Below are 17,493 nucleotides of genomic sequence, written 5' to 3' on the forward strand. Positions count from 1 at the left end.
ATAGCTTGATTGATTTGTGGTATTGAAACTGAGGCCAAGCATGACAACGTCTACTGCTTTTACATTATTCACTTTAAATGGTGTAGATGCGCAAAAATTCCTTCAAGGTCAAGTGACTTTAAATACCGAAGCCTTAGCAGAAAACCTGACTCGCTATACAGCAATCTGTAGTCTAAAAGGCCGTATTCTGTTTGGTTTATGGCTCAAAAAAATCAATGCAGAAAGTTTTGAAATTGTGACGACTCAAGATCAGGCTGAAGAATTTTCCAAACACATTAAAAAGTTTGGTGCATTTTCGAAAATGAAACTGGAAGAGACAGGTCAAGTTTTCCCTACTCTAAATGGCGATACTACCGATTTTTCTACCACTGAAACCGATATTGCAGCTTGGCAACTTCAAGCCATTGAAGCAGGTCAGGCCTGGATTGAAGCAGCAACTTCACAAGAGTTCCAGCCGCAAGAACTTCGTTTGCATCAGCGTGAAGGCGTGCATTACGACAAAGGTTGTTATTTGGGTCAGGAAATTATTGCGCGTCTTTGGTTTAAAGCCAAACCAAAACACTGGTTGCATCTGGTTCAAGGCACAGGTGACACCCCTGCTGTTGCAAGTAAATTGAGCAATGATGTAGAAGTGGTGAATAGCATTGCGATTGATGGTGGCTATAAAGCACTTGTTGTTGCAAAACCTGCAGCACTGGAAGAACTGGGCTTAACCGTTTTAGATTTACCAGAAGCTTTAAGTGGCGATGTAGCACGCCCGCAATAATATTCAAGTTTAGAAACATCATTAAAAAGCCTCCAAAACTGGAGGCTTTTTCAATCACAAATTAAAATCGTGAAAAAGTTTGTTCATGTCTTTAATGACATATTCTTTAAAATGGAATGCACGCGCATGTTTTGCATCAATACGCGCAGTCTTTCCCTCGTGTTCAAAGATATAAACACGGTCTTCTTTGCTCACCAAAAAGTTTTTGCCTAATTTCATCAACAATGCATCAAATTTATCTTCATCTGGAATGGTTTCATCCCGATTAATCTGATCATATGCCCGTTTAATACCTTTGATGAACATTCATATACTCACAATTTTATTCAGCCGCGATTTAAACAAACATTGACGAAAAAGCAAAGTGTAGTTGCTTTCTCTACGCCTTTTTTATGTGATGAAATTTCACTTTAAGTAAAAATTTTAACTATAGAAAAATAATTCATGCTAAAACCGATAAGCACTTAAGGCTGATTTAAGCTGCTCACTATTTACTTAAGCACTTATTATGCAAATATCAACAAAATTTTATTGCAATACACAAATCATATATTTACATTCACATAATTAAACTTATGATGTTGTATTGAGTCTTCCACATACATTCTTAAACACATAAATGGAATTATGTGCATGTTTATAAAAAGGTTTTAAAACTATGAAAAAAATTATACTTGCTAGCATCATCGCCTTATCTTCACATCTTGCAATGGCAGAAATGGCAACCAACTCGGTTGATCCTGCATTTGCCAAAATTGAAGCATTGGTCAAAGCCAACAATATGAAGGGCGCATACCAAGAACTGGAAAAATTGGCCAAAGCGGGTAACCCTCAAGCCATTTATAACTTAGGCTACCTGACTCAAACCGGTCAAGGTACAGCCAAAGATGAGAAAAAAGCCATTAAGCTGTACGAAGAGTCTGCAAGCAAAGGCTATCCCGTTGCCAACTATGTATTGGGTAAAAACTACATAGGAGGAACTTTAGGTCTTAAACAAGACACTAAAAAAGCCAAACAATATTTAGAAAAAGCATCTGCCCAAGGGTTTGCTGATGCGACAGTCGATATAGCAGTTTTACTTTTTGCTGAAGGCACACCTGCTTCAGATAAACTGGCATTGCAAAAATTAGATCCTTTAATTAAAAAAGATAACTATCAAGCGATTCATGCCAAAGCTTTATATGACATTAGTCAGGGTTTTAAAAATAAAAATGAAGCTCCGATTAAACAAGGTTTAAAAAGCATTCAGGACTTAGCGCAAAAAGGCTATATTCCTGCCTTGATGGCGGTGGGCAATATGTTTGCGAATGGCAACATTGTTCCGCAAAACCTGCCTGAAGCGAAAAAGATTTTCTCTACCCTGGCAAAAGAAAACATACCGCAAGCCAAAGAATCTTTAGCTGTAGTGGACAAAATGATTGCTGAACAAGCGAAAAATCCAGCAAAAACTGCAAAGAAAAGTTAAATTTTCTCCAACAAAAAAGCCCCAAACTCGGGGCTTTTTTATTGCCGTCATATAATCATTTACCACCAAAGTGCAATCAGACCACTCAGCAGCATAAAGCCCAATATCGTACTTAACATTAACGCTGTAAGTGCCTTATCACTGAGTCCATAGTTCTGCCCCAAAATCCCGAACACAATCGGCATCGGTAATGCAGCAAGCAATGTGCCGGCGTAAAGCATTTCTTGACTGACATTCGGCAAAATACTCAATAAAGCAAAAATGGTCAGGGGCATCAAGACTATTTTAAAACCCACCAAAATTATGCTTTGCAGATCGACAGCTTTTAAGCCCATTCCAACCAAGCTTCCACCAATTACAAATAAAGCAATCGGAGATGCAGTTTTACCTAACATCTCCAAAACCTGAACGAGGTAAGATGGAAGATGAATATTTAAAATCACACACAACATGCCAAACACAATCGATAAAATGACGGGGTTTTTAATAATATTGTGTAAGGTCTGTTTGAGTAACTGCGATGTCGCCCGATGCTGGTGTATACCTGCTTCAGCGATAATTAAAGTCAAAGCCACAATCAATAAATTTTCAATAATCAGGGTCAGAGAAAGATAGATTGCCGCATGCTGCCCAATCAGCATCGTGAGTATGGCTGTACCAATAAAACCGGTATTGGACATGGATGCGCCCATGGACAACACAGCAGATTCAGTCAGACGACATTGAAAATATTTGCGGTACAAGCAAAAGGCAAGCGCGAAAATAATCAGTGAACCACCACCATAAGCAATGAAATAACTGGGATTCCAGATTTCATCAAAACGCTTACTGGCTAAGGCTTGGAGCAAAAATGCAGGTAAAGAGATTTTAAAAACAAACTGACTTAAGCCTTTTATATGCTCGGCTAAAATAAAGTCGAATTTTACGCAAATAAATCCCAATAGCAGTAGCAGCAGATCGGTAAAATCACACTTAAAACCACAACTACTCCTTATTGTTAGACAAACTTAGCTCTGCTCAATCATTGCATTTTTACAATCAAATTTTACTTTTGAAACGGTTGAAATAATGATTTCAAACCATGCGGCTGACAGCGTAAATACTGTGGTGCAATTTCAATATTCGCACCCAATGCTGCCGCAGCATGCCACGGCCAACGTGGCTCATAAAGCATGGCACGTGCAAGCCCAATCGCATCGGCTTGTCCCATTTTCAGAATGCTTTCAGCTTGCTGGGCTTCTGTAATCATTCCCACTGCAATCACTGGAATGTGAACCACTTTCTTTACTGCTTCAGCAAAAGGCACCTGATAATTGGCACCAATTTTAATCTCCTGCTTTGCATGCAGGCCGCCACTTGAAACATGGATGTACACTGCACCCAACTGCTCTAAAGCTTTTGATAAACCGACAGAAGACTCCACATCCCAACTGTCTTGTCCATCCATCCAGTCGGTTGCGGAAATACGCACCCCAATCGGATAATCGTGAGGTACAGCATTTTTCATCGCCTGAAAAACTTCAAGGGTTAAACGAATACGGTTTTCAAAACTGTCGCCATATTCATCGGTACGCTTGTTCGACAGTGGCGACATAAATTGATGCAGTAAATAACCATGTGCTGCATGTATTTCAATTAAATCAAAACCCGCATCAACGGCACGAACAGCTGCATCGGCAAAGTCCTGAATCACTTTTTGGATTTCATCTTGACTCAGCGCATGCGGTGGGTGATCGGTTGGGTTAAATGGCAGATCACTGGCAGAAACAGTTTGCCAGCCATAGGCTTCTTCCGGCTTAAATTGACCTTTTCCATCCCAAGGTTTATCGGTAGATGCTTTACGGCCGGCATGCGCCAATTGAATGGCAAAAGGCATAGGAGATAAAGATTTTACTTTAGCCAATAGTGCTTTCATTTGGGCACGTTGCAAGTCATTCCATAAACCTAAATCTGCATAACTGATACGCCCTTCAGACTGTACTGCTGTCGCTTCGACAATGCATAAGCCCGCACCTGATAGAGCGTAGTTTGCCCATTGCTGCTCATGCCAATAAGTCACTTCGCCCTGTTCAGTTGCTGAATACTGGCACATCGGTGCAATCACAATTTTATTATCAAGTTTTAAAGAGCCAAATTGAATTGATTCAAATAATAAAGACACACTTATTCTCCTTAAAATGCTTTAGTTAGGCTTAAACCTGCGCTCCAATTCACGCCATCCGCAGGTTCAAAGAAACGACCATTACCGTCATTGATAATCACAGAACCTACATAATCTTCATCAAAGAGATTATCGACTCGGGCAAAAGTACGTACTTTCCAGTCTGCATTTTTCCAGACATAACCGACATTGGCACTGGTTATGGTATAGCTTGGCGCAGCATCAGAATTGATGTCGTCGACATATAATTTGTCGATATAGCGAACATCCACTCCTGCATTAAATCCTGTTTCAGGCTGCCAAGCCAAAGCGACAAAAGCCTGATTATTAGCGACACCCGGAATGTAATTTCCAGATTGAATTGCTGCTGCTTTCGGTTGAGATGGGTTTTGAGGATTTTCAATTTCAGCAACAAAAGCATCGAAAGTAGCATCAATAAAGCTATAACTGGCTTGAGCAGTCAAATCACGCCATAGGTTTTTATTCCAGGACAGCTCTAGCCCTTTGCGTAAAGTTTTATCGGCATTACGATAGGTCGCACGACCGTTTTCAGTTCCAGCAGAGACAATGTCATCTTGAGTATTGCTCTGGAAAATTGCGGCAGTGAAATTTCCTAGCTGATTGTGACTTTTTAAACCCAGTTCATAGTTATCACTGGTTGCAGGTTTTAAATCAAAATTCATTCCATCATTTTTCGAGTAAGCCATTTCTGTAAAGGTTGGTGTTTCAAAACCTTTGGCATAACTTGCATAGGCATTGAACTGATCATTGATTTTCCAAGTTAAAGCGGCTGATGGCAAAATTTTGTCATAATCTGTTTTGCCGCTATCATCACCGTTATCGGTGACAATGTAATGATCTTTAGATTCATAATGCACATTGCTATAACGCAAACCAGTATCTAATGTCCAATTGGGTAAAAAGTCCCAAGATGCTTGCAGATAGGGATCTAAATTCCAAAGGGTATTTTTCTCATCACGGCGTAAATTCCCCTTGATGCCATATTGTGGCTGATTATTGACTAATACAAAGTTTTCATAACCTTGACGATCTTCATTCATATAGTCAAAGGCCAGTCCTGCGGTTAAACGTGTATTTGGCAGCAAATCCTTGCCTGTCCAACGAATATCTGTACCGTAATAATCACGGCTAAAATCAATTACCCCACCTGCATGGCGTGGATTAAGTTGAGCTGAATTTGGTCTACATACAGTTCCATTTAAACTACATTCTGGAATGGACTGATATTGTGTAACTTCACGATGTCCTGCATATGCCATCGTATAAAGTTCATGTTGGTCATTAATTGGCTTAGACCATGTTATTCCAGTTTGTGTTTGGTTAATCTCTTTACGTACATCATATTCATTAAGAGAATCATTAACTTGTTTAGGATTTTCTTTCCATTGTGCTCGGGTCAAACCTTGCGGATCATCAGCATTAATATCGACATGATTTACAATCCAGTTCAGTTTAGAACCATCATCCAGGTCCCAAGTCAGTTTGGCATTGCTTAACACTTTTTGGGCTGCACTATGATCACGGTAGCCATCGGTATCGAAATAAGAAGAACTGATGACATAACTCAGTTCATTAGGTTTATCTGCTCCGCCTTGCAAAACAATATCCGCACGACCTTTGTTATGACTGCCGCCTGAGTAGCCTAACTGGATAGAGTCACGACCTTCACCTTGTTTAGTGGTGGTTAAAATCGTCCCGCCAGAAGAGTTACCGTAAAGCGATGAAAATGGTCCACCCAACACTTCAATATGATCCAAACTACTTAAATCAATATTTGAAGTTTGTCCCTGACCATCAGGCATGGTTGCAGGAATACCATCGACATATAAGCGAATGCCACGCACCCCAAAAGTTGAACGTGCACCAAATCCTCGCATCGAGATTTGTAAATCTTGTGCATAATTTTCACGGTTATTCAGTTGTAAGCCGGGAACACCTTTTAAGGTTTCAGATAAATTGACACCTAGATTATTTTCATTGTTATTTTGATCGATTCGATACACCGAAGCCGGTGTTTGCAACCAGTCTGTATCTGTACGGGTCGCTTCAATTTTCAAGGTAGGCAACAAAACAGGTTCCGTAGAACCTGTTTCAGCATATAGGTTTTGGCAGATACATGCCGTCAGGCAAAGTAAAGTCATATTGATGGGCATCAGGTGATATTTACCTTGCATAGGCTGTTCTCTATTTCATATTAGAATAATACTTTAGAGCTTAAACCAAGTACCAAGGCATCGTCTACGTTATTTGTCGCACCCGGGTTAATAACATATTGAATATTCGGACGAAGCATTAACCATTTGGCTGGGTAATAGCTGTAGTTCAATTCAACATTGTATTCAGCACTGGCATTAAACGCAGGATTAGTCACACGGTCATTCACGTGTACACGGTTGACACCCAGACCTAAAATGTCATTTGGTTGAGAATCAAATAGGCCAATATATTTCACCCCGATTTGTTGTGAATTATCCACTTTATTGGTGGTACGGTCATGCCAGGTAAAGTTAGCAAAGCTATGCAAACCTTGTTTACCTGAACCCGTCGATGTCAATTGTTGTTCTACTGCCAACCAGCCAGCATAGGTACGGTCTTCGCCAACAGTGCCTTTTGCATAAGCAACATCATATTGATTTTTAGCTTCATCTGCAGTGTTATATATTCCACCTACACGGTAGCTACCCGGAAAACCATTCACCAATGATTTAGGTTGCCATACCACTTCAACTGGAATCGTTACCCCATCAGCATTGTCGGTATCCAGGTTCCAGCCATGACGCTCTAAAGCATTTTCAGGGTTGTATTCATATACACCAACTTGAGTAAACACTTCAGGAGTCACCTGATATTTCACACGACCACCCCATTGTGAAACAGGCGTGTTCATCCAGATATTACCTTGCCATTTCCCCATTTGTGCTGCACAAAATGCCGTGCTTTGGAAATCACAGGCCATCACGTTAAAGTCCATACCCAGACCTAAACGACCGACTTTGACACTCACGCCTTGCGCTTTGAAATTCTTTTCAATCGACAATTCGCTTAAACGTGTTTTTTGATTCCCACGGCCATAGTTTGCCTGAACGTTTGCAAGTTGCGGTACCTCACCTTGTAAATCATCAACTGTGGTACTTTGCCCTTGACGTGCACTCACCGCAGCACGAATAGTCACGCCATCCCAACCTGCGAGTTTTTCCATATCGAAAGTTGAGCCTAACCACAATTGGCTCGCTACAGTCGCATCATTCCCCTCATCACGCCCTCCATCTGCTAAATAGGCAGCATCAGCCGCAATATTGGCATCAAATTTCACCCCTTGCCCAGCAAGTTCAGTACGTTTACCGTTCCAGTCACCCAATAAATATTGACCATTTGGATCAAAAGCATTTTCAGCGTGAGTTTGTGTCATGGCAACTAACATCAAGGTGGGTAATAAAGCCAGACTAAATTTTTTCATAAGGAAAACCACAGCAACATTCGAGAGACTACAATTAAATAAATTGTATATATTGTGTGAAAATTACATAACTTTTACACATTAATCTCATCAATTTTTTTATTATAGAAAAAACAAAAAGTTATATATAAAGTAAAACAAATAACAATAAGTTTAATTAATATTAAATATATTAATATTTTTCAATGTATTAACTAAAAACATTCAATTTAAAAAATAATTACGTTTGTTAAAAATGGCATTTAAAAATTAGACCAATTGATATATTTTCAACCAATTTTAAAGATATATATTTATAGATTAAGTTATTTTTTTTGCCTATTTCCATTCAAAATAAAAACTTGCATTCAAGCCCTTGCAACCCGATATTAGCTTTATCTACTCACACTAGAATCCAACATGCCCGAATTACCAGAAGTTGAAACCACCAAAACCAGTTTATTGCCTTTAATTGACCAAAAAGTCTTAAGAGTTGAAGTGCATCAGCCTAGTTTACGTTGGCCCATTCCTGAAAATATAGAAAAGTTGGTGGGGCAGAAATTACTGAAACTCACCCGCCGTTCCAAATATATTTTGGCGGAATTTGAACACGACACCATGCTCTGGCATCTCGGTATGTCTGGCAGTTTTCGTCTTTGTGATGCCAATACAGAATTGCGTAAACATGATCATTTGATCATTCAGTTTGAAGATGTAGAACTGCGTTATCACGATCCTCGTCGTTTCGGCTGTATTTTATGGTTAGACCCCAACTCACAAAGCAAGCTGATTGATACTTTAGGACCAGAACCTTTAAGTGAAGCCTTCAATGCGGAATATTTAGCGGAAAAATTTAAAAAGAAAAATGTCGCTGCCAAAGTAGCGATTATGGACAATCATATTGTGGTCGGTGTCGGAAATATCTATGCCACTGAAAGCCTGTTCAACTTAGGCATTCATCCAGCTCAGCCCGCATCCAGTTTAACCCGTCTTCAAATTGAAAAATTGGTCATTGAAGTTAAACGAATTTTAAAGCAAGCCATTGATTTAGGTGGCTCTACCCTGCGTGACTATAGTAATGCAATGGGTGAAAATGGTTATTTCCAGCAAACCCTGTTGGCTTATGGTCGTGCTGGCGAGATGTGCGTAAACTGTGAAACTACTTTGGAAAATTTAAAGCTTGGACAACGCACTAGTGTATTTTGTCCGCAGTGTCAGCCTTTAAAAAAAGTTAAAATAGCGACCAAGACTCCATTTCAAGGGAATAAAGCATGAAATCTGCCATCGTCCGTCATATTTTAGTCAAAGATAAAGAGCTGTGTGAACAGCTAAAAAAGAAAATTAAAGCCGGCGCAGATTTTGCCAAAATTGCCAAACAGCATTCGACTTGTCCATCAGGTAAAAAAGGCGGTGAACTTGGAGAGATTAAAAAAGGTCAGTTAGTTGGCCCAATTGATAAAGCTGTATTTACCTTGCCAGAGCGTGAATTACACGGCCCAATCAAAAGTCAGTTTGGCTGGCATTTGCTCGAAATTAAGTTTCGGATGGATTAAGCCTAATGGTTTAAATTCTCTCTCCTTTTAGGAAGCGAGGAAAATATTTCTCAAGGAAAAAGATCTATTCGTGACCCCTCACCCCTTGCGCAGCAGTGCTACTCATCTCCCATAGGGAGAGGGAGTTTTCATTATAAAATTAACTTATCTGTGTTTTATAAATGGATGTTCCCTCTCCTCTTAGGAGAGGGTTAGGGAGAGGTAAATCACAAATAAAAACGGCATCTCAAGATGCCGTTTTTTATATAAATAAAATTACAGTGGTGGACGTTTTTTCAATTCATCACGAATTTCGCGCAGCAATTCGATATCGGCTGGTGTTGTCGGAGTTTCCTCAACTGGGCCTTCCTGTTTACGTAAACGGTTCATAAATTTAACCAACAAGAATACGACCCAGGCCAAGATTAAGAAGTTAATTAAAATTGTTAAAAAGTTACCGTAAGTCAGTACGTTTACACCTGCCTTAGTTAAGGCATCTAAAGATTGTAAATTATCTGGGTTATCTCCTAATACAAAGAATTTTTGCGTAAAATCGACTCCACCACCTGTAATGACGGTAATTAAAGGCATAATAATGTCTTTAACCAATGAATCAATGATTTTACCGAAAGCGCCACCAATGATGACACCAATCGCTAAATCCATCATATTGCCTTTAATGGCAAATTCTTTAAATTCTTGAACAATACTCATATCTTTCTCCAGTTTATCTTTAAAGCTATTCTTTCTTCATTAAAATATTTTGAGAACCGTATCACGCTGTAATGCGTTTATCACAGCTCATAATTCCCTCTAATTTACTTGGAATTATTTATTTTTAATATATTAAATTGCTAATTGTAAACAAAAAAAATGCTACCAATAAATTGATAGCATTTTTTCATAAGCTTGCTCACAAGGAGCAAAATTATTTTAAATCTTATTTACCGCGATTACGTTTACGTTCGCCTTCAGTCAACCAACGTTTACGGATACGGATCGATTTAGGTGTTACTTCAACTAATTCGTCATCTTCAATGAATTCAAGCGCTTGTTCAAGCGTGTATTCAATTGCAGGCACTAACGTTAACGCTTCATCTGTACCAGATGCACGTACGTTGGTTAACTGTTTCGCTTTAGTCGGGTTAACAGCCATGTCGTCAGAACGTGAGTTAATACCTACGATCATACCTTCATAAACTTCTAACTGTGGTTTAGCGAATAGACGACCACGGTCTTGCAGTGTGAATAACGCATAGCCAAGACATACACCTTGAACCATAGAAATCAACACACCATTTTGACGTTTCGCCACAGTACCCGCTTTAGCAGGACCATAATGCGAGAAGCTTGACGTCATGATCCCTGTACCAGAAGTCATGGTTAGGTATTCCGAACGGAAACCAATCAAGCCACGTGAAGGAACAGTTGCTTCAATACGGATACGGCCTTTACCGTCTACTTCCATATTGGTCATTTCGCCTTTACGGAAGCCCATTTGTTCCATAACGAAACCTTGGTGCTGTTCTTCAACGTCAAAAGTCACGTTTTCAAACGGTTCTTGCATTTGACCGTCAACTTCTTTCATGATCACTTGCGGACGAGAAACACCCATCTCGAAGCCTTCACGACGCATGTTTTCGATCAATACAGAAAGGTGAAGCTCACCACGGCCAGACACTTTGAAACGGTCTGGAGAATCAGTGTCTTCAACACGTAATGCAACGTTGTGAATCAATTCGCGGTCTAGACGTTCACGGATGTTACGTGAAGTTACAAATTTACCTTCTTTACCAGCAAACGGTGAGTTGTTTACCTGGAATGTCATCGTAACAGTAGGTTCATCTACAGACAATGGTGGCAAAGCTTCAACATTTTTCGGATCACAAATCGTGTCAGAAATATTCAGTGCATCGATACCTGTTACACAAACGATATCGCCTGCATTTGCTTCTTCGATGTCAACACGGTCAAGACCATGGTAACCCATGATTTTTAAGATACGACCGTTACGTGTTTTGCCATCTTTGTCGATCACGGTTACTTGAGTGTTTAATTTCACTGAACCGCGTTGAATACGACCAATACCGATTACACCTACGAAACTGTTGTAGTCAAGAGATGAAACTTGCATTTGGAATGGACCATCAACGTCAACTGCTGGTGGTTCAACGATGTCTACGATTGTTTGGAACAATGGAGTCATGTCATCAGCAAGTTCTTCTGGAGAAGGACCAGCAACACCACGTAAACCTGAAGCGTAAACGATTGGGAAGTCTAACTGTTCGTCAGAAGCACCCAAGTTATCGAACAAGTCAAATACTTGGTCAATTACCCAGTCTGGACGCGCGCTTGGTTTATCAACTTTGTTGATAATTACGATTGGTTTCAAACCACGTGCGAATGCTTTTTGCGTTACGAAACGAGTTTGTGGCATTGGACCTTCTTGTGAGTCTACAAGAAGCAATACACAGTCAACCATAGACATTACACGTTCAACTTCACCACCGAAGTCAGCATGTCCCGGGGTGTCCACGATGTTAATGCGGTATTCTGTGTTAGTACGTGCATCAGTCCATTTAATTGCAGTGTTTTTTGCAAGAATGGTAATACCACGTTCGCTTTCAATAGCGCCTGAATCCATGACACGCTCGATCTCACCCGCGCGATCACCGAGAGCACCTGATTGTTGTAAAAGTTTGTCTACAAGAGTGGTTTTACCATGATCGACGTGCGCAATAATGGCGATGTTACGGAGAGTTTTAATATCTGACATGTAAATTCGATGCGTATTTAATTTGAGGGCAAATTATACAGAAAAATACAAAGTTTTAGTAGTGACAGTTTATTGACAGTTACAAGTTTTTTTGACAAATCACTCTTTTTTTCATTTGTAATGTCCTGTAACTCGATTAGAATAACGACAAATTGCTGCTGTACCTTTCTACATGTCTGATTTGAATAACTCTCCCGAGCAACAAGATCGCCTTGATTTGGTCTATGGATTGAACGATCGTCCTCAACCATTCATCGCTTTTTTAGCTGCACTGCAACATTTACTTGCAATTATTGTCCCAATTGTCACGCCCGGCTTGCTGATTTGTTTAGCCCTCGGTGTTTCAAGAGAAGACACCAACATGATTCTTTCGATGTCATTGGTGATCTCGGGTATTGCAACCTTTCTACAATGTAAAAAAGTCGGTCCTTTTGGTGCAGGCTTGCTGATTGTTCAAGGAACCAGCTTCAACTTTATTGGTCCAATTATTGGTATTGGTTCAGCAATGGTCGCTGCGGGCACCCCTGTTGAAGCGGTAATGGCCTCTATTTTTGGTGTGGTGATTGCAGGTTCATTTATTGAAATGGGTGTTTCACGCATTTTACCGTGGGTGAAAATGCTGATTACTCCACTGGTTACAGGTATTGTTGTACTGCTTATTGGTTTGACCTTAATTAAAGAAGGTCTGATTAGTATGGGTGGTGGTTATCAAGCCATGGGCGATAAAACTTTTGCTAACGCTGATAACCTGATCATGTCATGTACCGTACTGGCGATCATTATCATTTTGAATCGTGTCCGTATTACCTGGGTAAAAAGCTCAGCGATTCTGATTGCCTTAATTATTGGCTATACTCTTGCCGGTTTCATGGGACATCTTGATTTCTCGGGCTTGAAAGATGCACCGATTGTTCAAATTCCAACCCCAATGCACTTTGGATTAAGTTTCTCCTGGAGTTTGTTTATTCCAATGGCCTTTATTTACCTGGTGACGTCACTAGAAGCGATTGGTGATATCACCGCGACTTCCAAGATTTCAAACCAGCCGGTAGACGGTCCGAAATGGATGGAACGTATTAAAGGTGGTGTACTTGTAAATGGTGCAAACTCTTTCCTAGCAGGTATTTTCAACACTTTCCCAAGTTCTGTATTTGCACAAAATAACGGTGTCATTCAACTGACTGGTGTTGCCAGCCGTTATGTCGGCATCTGGATTGCCGCATTATTGGTGATTCTTGGTTTGCTTCCTGCGGTTGCCGGTGTCATCCAAGCGGTTCCTCAAGCCGTTCTGGGTGGTGCTGTTATGGTGATGTTCGGTGCTGTTGCAGCTTCGGGAATTAACATCCTTTCAGGTGTGCAATTAGACCGACGTGCATTATTGATTATCGCAATCTCGCTGGCATTGGGTTTAGGTGTTGCACAAGTGCCACAAATTCTTGAACACCTGCCTGAGTTATTCCGTAACATTTTCAGTTCTGGTGTTGCGACCGGTGGTATTGCAGCATTGTTATTAAATATTATTCTTCCTGAATCGAAGAAATAATTTCATTTCAGCATCAATTCTGCCCAGCATTGTCTGGGCAGAATTTTTCAATGGCGAGATAAAAAATGGATCCAAGAAGTGAAGTTGTCATTCGACAGCACGAATATCTTTCTGGACGTGTATTGCTTGTTAATGCACCGACAGATGACTTACTTTCCAATTTAGAGAAAGATATCACTCCATGTTTGTGGACATGGAATTATAATGAGTTTCAATATTTTCAGTCGCAACAAGCCAATGTACATTTTGGTGTTGACCTTCCTGAAGGCAGTTTTGATCAGGCGATCATTTTTGTGCCCAAGTCAAAAGAATTATTAAATTACATCTTACATAATGTCGTGAGCAGTTTAGGTCTAGGCGCTTCAATCTTTCTGGTGGGTGAAAAGAAAGCGGGTGTCGAACGCGCAGCCAAGCAATTACAGCCTTATGGCAAAGCACTAAAACTCGACAGCGCACGTCATTGCCAAATGTGGCAAGTAACCGTTGAATCTACAGTGACTGCAAAAGCTTTGGCAGATTGGGCGCAGCAATATACAGTAGCGACGCCAAATGGTGACTTAACCATTTGTGCCCTTCCGGGTGTGTTTAGTCAGAATCGTCTAGATGTAGGCACTGCCGTATTCTTGCCGTTTTTATCGCAGGTGACTTCGGGTAAAATTGCCGACTTTGGTTGTGGTGCGGGTGTCATCAGTGCTTATCTAGCCAAACTGAATCCGAAAAATCGGATTTTCGCGATGGATGTTGATGCATTTGCTTTGGCTTCTACCCGAATGACATTTGAAAAAAATAGTCTTTCGCCAGAGCAACTTGAAATTACCGCAGTGACGGGTATTGAAGATGCGCCGCTATTTTTACATGCCATCGTCAGCAATCCTCCTTTCCATCATGGCATCCATACCAATTACAATGCCAGTGAAAGCTTATGTAAAACTTCACGACGTCATTTAAAATCGGGCGGTGAATTATGGCTTGTGGCAAACCGCTTTCTGAATTATCCACTTTTAATTGAGCAGAATTTTGGTCAGTGTACGACTAAAGCAGACCAACAAGGCTTTAAAGTGTTGTTCGCCAACACGAAAAAAAATGTTAAGGAACAATGATGAGCGAAACAGATCAACCCCACCTACAGCGTAAGCTTGGTGCTCGCCATCTTAATATGATCGCCATTGGCGGTTCCATCGGTACAGGTTTATTCTTGGCTTCTGGTGCAACCATTGCCAATGCAGGTCCCGGTGGTGCATTGCTTGCTTATGCTCTTATTGGCTTAATGATTTATTTCTTAATGACGAGTTTGGGTGAACTAGCCACGCACAACCCCACTTCAGGTGCATTTTTCACCTATGGGACTAAATATGTGGAAGGTGGTTTTGGTTTCGCCTTAGGCTGGAACTATTGGTATAACTGGGCCATTACCGTTGCTTTTGAACTGGTTGCCGTACAGTTTATTATGAAGTTCTGGTTCCCTGATATTCCAGGTTTCTACTGGAGCGCCATCTTCCTTACCATTATTTTTGGTATTAATGCCCTGACCGTTAAAGGCTTTGGTGAAACTGAATTTTTATTCTCTCTCGTCAAAGTCATTGCAATTATTGTCTTTATCATTATTGGTATTGCCATGATTGCGAAAATCATGCTGACACCGAATATGGTGACCTTCTCCAACTGGACCAAAGGTGATGCACCTTTTGTTGGCGGCTTACAAGCCATGATTGGTGTGGCGATGATTGCCGGATTCTCGTTCCAGGGAACCGAGATGGTGGGTGTTGCAGCAGGTGAATCGAAAGATCCTAAAAAAACTATTCCTGTTGCCATTAAGCAAATTTTCTGGCGTATTTTATTGTTCTATGTGGTGTGTATTTTTATTATCGGTACATTAGTTGCCTATGATGATCCTCGTCTTTTACAAGCTGCTGCAAGCGACAACATTACCCTTTCACCATTTACATTGTTGTATGAAAAAGCAGGTTTTGCTTTCGCTGCAAGCTTAATGAATGCGGTGATCCTGACTGCAATATTGTCTGCAGGTAACTCAGGCATGTATTCATCTACCCGTATGCTTTTCGATATGGCACGCCAAGGACGCGCACCAAAATGGTTTGCAAAACTTGACCCTCGTGGCGTACCGATGAATGCACTTTACGCTACCACTGCAATTGCTGCACTCTGCTTTTTAACCACATTTATTGGCGAACAAGAAGTTTTTAACTGGTTGCTCAACATGTCAGGGATGTGTGGTTTTATTGTCTGGTTAGGCATTGCAATTTCACATTACCGTTTCCGTAAAGGCTATTTAGCACAAGGCTATAAACTCGAAGATTTAGCTTATACAGCGAAATTCTTCCCTTTTGCACCCTGGTTTGCTTTTATCCTCTGCTCGATCATTATTCTAGGTCAGAACTATGAAGCAGTGATTGGTGGAAAAATTGATTGGTTAGGTTTACTTTCAACCTATATCAGTATTCCGTTATTTCTTGCGATCTGGTTAGGTTATAAATGGAAATATAAAACCAAACTTATTCCATATAAAGAAATGGATGTTCAACCTATGAACGTAGAACGTGATTAAGTTTCTATTCTATTTAAATAAAAAAAACAGCCTTCAGGCTGTTTTTTTTATTTCTATAATAATGAATCTTCAGCAAAAAATTGTTTTAAAGCAAAACTAACTTCATTTTTATGGGTAGTACATAAACCATGCGGCGCCCCTTTAATTTGCTCTTCTACGCCATGCTTTAGAAGCTTTACCGCCTGCTGACTACAAATTTCGGGTGGTACAATTTCATCTGCGGTTCCATAAAGCACCAAAGTCGGCACTGTAATCTGTTTTAAATCTTCACGTAAATCTATTTCGGAAAAAGCCTCAATACAATCGTAATGTGCTTTGATTGAACCTTGCATAGCAATACGCCAAAAATTTTGCACCACACCTTCAGAGTTTTTATTGAGTAATTTATCGTAACCATAAAATTTTTTAGCAAAATCCAGATAAAAATCAGCTCTGTTATCCAATAAATTTGCGCGCATTTCATCAAATACTTCTGGATCAACGCCGTCTGGATAGTCATCTCGCTTAATCATTAATGGAGTCACAGCAGCAATCAACGCAAGTTTAGTGACCTTCTGCTGTCCATATTTTGCAGTATAACGTGTGACTACCGCCCCACCCGTAGAATGCCCCACTAACGCAAAATGATCCAAATTTAAATGTTCAACCAATTGATGTAAATCTTCTGCATATTGATCAATGGTATGTCCAGCCCAAGGTTGACTTGACCTCCCATGTCCACGCCGATCAAATGCAATGACCCGATAACCATGCTCAGCTAAAAATAGCATTTGGTCTTCAAAAGCATCACTCGATAAAGGCCATCCATGTGAAAAAACAACTACAGCTCCACTTCCCCAATCTTTATAATAAATTGAGGTACCATCTTTCGTCGTTAACATCTGGCTCATTGTTTTACCCTCTTTTTATTGTTTAGGGTGTTTATTAGAACAAGATAAAAATAAAACAGTGTATTAAACAAGTTATGCTTATGTAGCAGATATAAAAAAGCAGCCCTAAGGCCACTGCTGTCCCATAGTTTGATTTAAATAAAAAAACCTGAGTCCGAACAGTTAAAATATGAGTGCAAACAAACACTTTAACGACCAGGATTCAGGTTTTGTCACATCAGAATACCGTATTTCATCAGTTAATTAAACCAGTCTTACGACAAGATTTTGAACGGCTTGCTAAACAACATCATGTTGGGCAGAAATTCAGATCTGCTTCTCGATGGGATCAGTTTAT

At 40.2% G+C, this 17,493-nt stretch carries 15 protein-coding genes and 1 pseudogene; 8 read left to right on the forward strand and 8 right to left on the reverse strand.

Annotated features, from left to right (window positions below):
* The first annotated feature begins 40 nt into the window (after positions 1-40).
* Positions 41-766 carry a CAF17-like 4Fe-4S cluster assembly/insertion protein YgfZ gene (gene ygfZ, locus B9T23_RS14710; protein ID WP_086194620.1) on the forward strand — a complete coding sequence of 242 codons (726 nt, stop codon included), beginning with the start codon at positions 41-43 and terminating at the stop codon, positions 764-766.
* Between the two features lie 54 nt (positions 767-820).
* Here ygfZ and B9T23_RS14715 read toward each other — a convergent pair whose 3' ends face one another.
* A complete protein-coding gene (locus B9T23_RS14715) occupies positions 821-1,072 on the reverse strand; it encodes a hypothetical protein (protein WP_086194621.1) in 252 nt (83 codons plus the stop codon).
* A 352-nt stretch (positions 1,073-1,424) separates the two neighbouring features.
* On the opposite strand from B9T23_RS14715, the gene B9T23_RS14720 reads away from it, so the two are divergent.
* A complete protein-coding gene (locus B9T23_RS14720) occupies positions 1,425-2,231 on the forward strand; it encodes a tetratricopeptide repeat protein (protein WP_086194622.1) in 807 nt (268 codons plus the stop codon).
* A 59-nt stretch (positions 2,232-2,290) separates the two neighbouring features.
* Here the strand turns inward: B9T23_RS14720 and B9T23_RS14725 are convergent.
* From B9T23_RS14725 to B9T23_RS14740, 4 genes and pseudogenes are all read right to left on the reverse strand, one after another.
* Positions 2,291-3,213: pseudogene (locus tag B9T23_RS14725) on the reverse strand (AEC family transporter).
* A gap of 63 nt (positions 3,214-3,276) precedes the next feature.
* Positions 3,277-4,392: an NADH:flavin oxidoreductase/NADH oxidase gene (locus B9T23_RS14730; protein ID WP_086194624.1), complete on the reverse strand. Its 1,116-nt coding sequence runs from the start codon at positions 4,390-4,392 to the stop codon at positions 3,277-3,279.
* Positions 4,393-4,403: 11 nt separating this feature from the next.
* Positions 4,404-6,587, reverse strand: coding sequence for a TonB-dependent receptor (locus B9T23_RS14735; protein WP_086194625.1), 2,184 nt, complete (start codon positions 6,585-6,587; stop codon positions 4,404-4,406).
* Between the two features lie 20 nt (positions 6,588-6,607).
* Positions 6,608-7,870 (reverse strand): carbohydrate porin, encoded by a 1,263-nt coding sequence (locus tag B9T23_RS14740; RefSeq protein ID WP_086194626.1) that lies wholly within the window; start codon positions 7,868-7,870, stop codon positions 6,608-6,610.
* 399 nt (positions 7,871-8,269) lie between these two features.
* Between B9T23_RS14740 and mutM the strand changes: the two genes are divergently transcribed.
* Together mutM and B9T23_RS14750 are read left to right on the forward strand one after the other, a co-directional pair.
* Entirely contained in the window at positions 8,270-9,124 is an 855-nt protein-coding gene (gene mutM, locus B9T23_RS14745) for a bifunctional DNA-formamidopyrimidine glycosylase/DNA-(apurinic or apyrimidinic site) lyase (protein ID WP_086194627.1), read from the forward strand.
* Positions 9,121-9,402 (forward strand): peptidylprolyl isomerase, encoded by a 282-nt coding sequence (locus tag B9T23_RS14750; protein WP_067723642.1) that lies wholly within the window; start codon positions 9,121-9,123, stop codon positions 9,400-9,402. Before mutM ends, B9T23_RS14750 begins: the two co-directional genes overlap by 4 nt.
* A gap of 255 nt (positions 9,403-9,657) precedes the next feature.
* Here B9T23_RS14750 and mscL read toward each other — a convergent pair whose 3' ends face one another.
* A complete protein-coding gene (gene mscL / locus B9T23_RS14755) occupies positions 9,658-10,095 on the reverse strand; it encodes a large conductance mechanosensitive channel protein MscL (RefSeq protein WP_067723643.1) in 438 nt (145 codons plus the stop codon).
* Positions 10,096-10,321: 226 nt separating this feature from the next.
* Positions 10,322-12,157 carry a translational GTPase TypA gene (typA, locus tag B9T23_RS14760; protein ID WP_067723644.1) on the reverse strand — a complete coding sequence of 612 codons (1,836 nt, stop codon included), beginning with the start codon at positions 12,155-12,157 and terminating at the stop codon, positions 10,322-10,324.
* 172 nt (positions 12,158-12,329) lie between these two features.
* Between typA and B9T23_RS14765 the strand changes: the two genes are divergently transcribed.
* The 3 genes from B9T23_RS14765 to B9T23_RS14775 all read left to right on the forward strand — a co-directional run bounded on the left by B9T23_RS14765 (position 12,330) and on the right by B9T23_RS14775 (position 16,266).
* Entirely contained in the window at positions 12,330-13,700 is a 1,371-nt protein-coding gene (locus B9T23_RS14765; protein ID WP_086194628.1) for a uracil-xanthine permease family protein, read from the forward strand.
* Between the two features lie 65 nt (positions 13,701-13,765).
* Positions 13,766-14,800 (forward strand): class I SAM-dependent methyltransferase, encoded by a 1,035-nt coding sequence (locus B9T23_RS14770; protein WP_086194629.1) that lies wholly within the window; start codon positions 13,766-13,768, stop codon positions 14,798-14,800.
* Complete coding sequence (locus tag B9T23_RS14775) at positions 14,800-16,266, forward strand: amino acid permease (protein ID WP_086194630.1); 1,467 nt, start codon at positions 14,800-14,802, stop codon at positions 16,264-16,266. Before B9T23_RS14770 ends, B9T23_RS14775 begins: the two co-directional genes overlap by 1 nt.
* Before the next feature lie 53 nt (positions 16,267-16,319).
* On the opposite strand, the gene B9T23_RS14780 is transcribed toward B9T23_RS14775, so the two are convergent.
* Positions 16,320-17,156 carry an alpha/beta fold hydrolase gene (locus B9T23_RS14780; protein ID WP_086194631.1) on the reverse strand — a complete coding sequence of 279 codons (837 nt, stop codon included), beginning with the start codon at positions 17,154-17,156 and terminating at the stop codon, positions 16,320-16,322.
* A gap of 209 nt (positions 17,157-17,365) precedes the next feature.
* Here B9T23_RS14780 and B9T23_RS14785 point away from each other — a divergent pair.
* The coding region (locus B9T23_RS14785; protein ID WP_143222536.1) for a DUF4372 domain-containing protein at positions 17,366-17,493 on the forward strand (128 nt) is incomplete at its 3' end.

It is taken from the genome of Acinetobacter terrae, assembly GCF_002135195.1.
Classification (GTDB): Bacteria; Pseudomonadota; Gammaproteobacteria; order Pseudomonadales; family Moraxellaceae; genus Acinetobacter; species Acinetobacter terrae.